This window comes from Neisseria sp. P0021.S006, assembly GCF_051956895.1.
This window is the reverse complement of record NZ_JBQCWZ010000445.1, coordinates 1-1,136: the sequence shown is the minus strand read 5'-3', so window position 1 is coordinate 1,136 and position 1,136 is coordinate 1. Positions and strand designations below refer to the sequence as shown.

The 1,136-nt window shown below is 46.7% G+C and carries 2 protein-coding genes; both read left to right on the top strand.

Annotation, left to right across the window (positions count from 1 at the left end; translation table 11 throughout):
- Positions 1-577: type II secretion system F family protein (locus ACTHUM_RS14870; protein ID WP_440403274.1), on the top strand; the 577-nt coding region annotated here is incomplete at its 5' end.
- Between the two features lies 1 nt (position 578).
- Positions 579-1,136: prepilin peptidase (locus ACTHUM_RS14865; protein WP_440403273.1), on the top strand; the 558-nt coding region annotated here is incomplete at its 3' end.

Genomic DNA, 1,136 nt, shown 5'->3' with positions numbered 1-1,136 from the left:
GAGCTTGTCTGATTTATTCGTCGATTACGGCTGGATTATGATCATCCTTTTGATTGTTTCCGCCTTCGGCCTGTACAAACTCCATGAAAAATCGCCTACCTTCCAAAAACGAATCGATGCTCTGATTTTGAGACTGCCTGTTTTTGGTACCATTGTCCGAAAAGCGACCATTGCCCGTTGGGCGCGTACGACTTCCACCCTCTTCGCAGCCGGCGTTCCTTTGGTGGAAGTATTAGATTCAGTTGCAGGCGCATCCGGCAATATTCTCTATGAAGAAGCTACTCAAGACATCCGTGCCAAGGTAACACAAGGTCTGTCGCTGACATCCAGTATGCAAAGCACGGATATGTTCCCCAATATGGTAATCCAAATGGCGGCCATCGGCGAAGAGTCAGGCTCTTTGGATGATATGCTGAACAAAGCAGCCGAATTCTACGAAGATGAAGTAGACAACTCCGTCTCCCGATTGTCTCACTTGATGGAGCCTATTATCATGGTGGTATTGGGTTCGCTCATCGGTATTTTGCTGATTGCCATGTATCTGCCGTTGTTTAACTTGGGTAATGTCGTAGGTTGATATGCTTGATAGTATTTACTCTGCCATCGACGCCCTCTCCGTTCTTGCGCCATTCGCTATTCCTTTAGCCGTTATTTTAGGATTACTGATTGGTAGCTTTCTGAACGTCGTCATTTATCGCACGCCGATAATGATGGAGCGTGAATGGACACAATTTTCCAAAGAGCATTTGGGCATCGAGCTGACAGACGAAGAAAAACAGCCATTTAATCTGCGTAAACCGGATTCACACTGCCCAAAATGCGGAAGTCCGATCAGAGTTTGGCAAAATATACCCATCCTCAGCTATGTTTTCCTAGGTGGGAAATGCCACGCCTGCAAAACCCATATCAGCATACGCTATCCGTTGATTGAGCTGCTGACAGGTGTCTTATTCGGTATTGTCGCGTGGCAATACGGCTGGTCATGGGCAACTATTGGTGGATTGATTCTGACTGCCATATTGATAGCGCTGACCTTTATCGATACCGATACGCAATATTTGCCCGACAGCCTGACTCAGCCCCTAATTTGGATCGGCCTGCTGTTTAATCTGAATGATACATTCGTTCCCCTGCAT